The sequence below is a fragment of the uncultured Succinivibrio sp. genome (genome assembly GCF_902756765.1).
GTDB lineage: Bacteria > Pseudomonadota > Gammaproteobacteria > Enterobacterales > Succinivibrionaceae > Succinivibrio.
Map to the genome: position 1 here is coordinate 1 of NZ_CACVSS010000201.1, position 1,906 is coordinate 1,906.

The window sequence follows — 1,906 nt, forward strand, 5'->3', positions numbered from 1 at the left end:
ATCTGCACGGATGTTACGAACCTGAATCTTGGTGTTTTCACCAATCTTGTTACATTGCTTAACAAGTTCCTTACGACGCTCCTCTGTAGGCTGTGGCAGGTGAAGAAGTACCATCTCACCGTTGTTTTCTGGTGTGATACCTACATCGCTGTCCATGATGCCTTTCTCAATATCCTTAATTTGCTTCTTGTCCCATGGGCGAATAGCAATTGTTCGGGCGTCAGGAACAGAAACGTTGGCTACCTGGTTCAGTGGAACCATAGAACCATAAGAGTTAACACGTACACCATCGAGGATTGCTACATTAGCACGTCCTGCACGGATGCGGGCCAGTTCTTCCTGAAGATACATCACCGCCATCTCCATACGCTCACCGGCGTCTTTTAATGTTGCTTTTACGTCAATCATATATAATTGGGTTTTTGTCTTTAGTTATCGGCAAAATTATAGATTATTCTCGGATTATACAATAGTTTCGATTATTTTTTTAACTATTTGCTCGAGATATTCTTTGTCGGTATCATTAAAGGTATCGGTTGATGTGCTGTCGATGTCAAGAACGCCTATCACCTCACCATTACTTATCATTGGCACTACAATCTCGCTTCTGCTCAAACTGCTGCAAGCTATGTGCCCTGGAAACTGCTCCACATCAGGAACAATTATTGTTTCGGCTTTTTCCCAAGAGGAGCCGCACACGCCTTTGCCTTTTTTTATGTGCATACATGCTACCGAGCCTTGGAACGGACCTAACTGCAGTTCGCCATCTTCAACCATATAGAAGCCTACCCAGAAGAATCGCTCAGGGAATGCTTCATGAAGAGCTGCACTCACGTTGCTCAATACCGAAACTTTGTTTTTCTCTCCCTGTATAAGTGCCGCAACTTGCTGCACTAAGAGTTCATATTTTTCTCTCATACTATTCCTGATAAGTATTTTATAGTTTCCGTTTTTCTAACATTTTCCTCGTTCTCACCCTTCGAGATTCCTTCGAGATGAGTCTTAGATGCGTTCGAGATGATTTTTAAATGCGTTTATTGTAAATTACATTACATTTCTTTCATCTCAAAAGATAACTGAAAAGAATTAATATAATGCCGACAACTGATTTGTAAGGTCAACAAACTGCTGAATAGTCATCTGTTCTGGACGAAGAGTCATAATCTCCTGAGTGAAGAAATCAGCAGCAGGCATAGTCTCCTTCGAGAACATCTGCTTAATGCTCACACGAAGCATTTTTCTGCGCTGGTTGAACACCGTCTTCACCAAACGCTTAAAGAGTTTCTCGTCGCATCCCAAATCATGAACATCATTACGAGTCATACGGATAACGGCACTCTTCACCTTTGGTGGAGGGTTGAACACATTCTCGTCAACGGTGAACAGGTATTCCACATCATACCAAGCCTGAATGAGTACACTCAAGATGCCGTAGGTCTTGTTACCAGGCTGAGCTGCAATACGCTGAGCCACCTCGCGCTGAATCATACCCGTACAGCAAGGTATAAGATCCTTGTAGTCAAGCATCTTGAAGAAAATCTGCGAAGAAATATCATAAGGATAATTGCCAGTAAGCACAAACTGCCTACCGTCAAAAATCTTAGTCAGATCCATACGAAGGAAGTCCTCGCCAATAACCTTATCGCGAAGCTCAGGGAATGTTTCATACAAGTATGCCACACTCTCAGAGTCTATCTCCACCGCCTTCACATCACGGTCTTTCTTCACAAGATACTGAGTGAGCACACCCATACCCGGTCCTATTTCCAACACAGGAATATCAGGACAAGCATCCACCGTGTCGGCAATGCGCTTAGCTATACCAAGATCAATCAAGAAATGCTGACCTAAATTCTTCTTTGGAGTTACCTTCTTCATATACTCATTTATTTTTTGCAAAGTTACA

Annotated in this window: 3 protein-coding genes; all 3 read right to left on the reverse strand. The window is 42.7% G+C overall.

The genetic code is table 11. The annotated features are described in order from the left end of the window. Nucleotides 1–408, reverse strand: a 408-nt coding sequence (frr, locus tag QZU45_RS12395; protein WP_295355745.1) for a ribosome recycling factor, incomplete at its 3' end; no start/stop codon positions are given. A gap of 54 nt (nucleotides 409–462) precedes the next feature. Further along, nucleotides 463–918 carry a GAF domain-containing protein gene (locus QZU45_RS12400; RefSeq protein WP_295355747.1) on the reverse strand — a complete coding sequence of 152 codons (456 nt, stop codon included), beginning with the start codon at nucleotides 916–918 and terminating at the stop codon, nucleotides 463–465. Nucleotides 919–1,086: 168 nt separating this feature from the next. Beyond that, nucleotides 1,087–1,906 (reverse strand): 16S rRNA (adenine(1518)-N(6)/adenine(1519)-N(6))-dimethyltransferase RsmA (rsmA, locus tag QZU45_RS12405; RefSeq protein ID WP_295355749.1); only part of this gene is annotated, 820 nt, incomplete at its 5' end.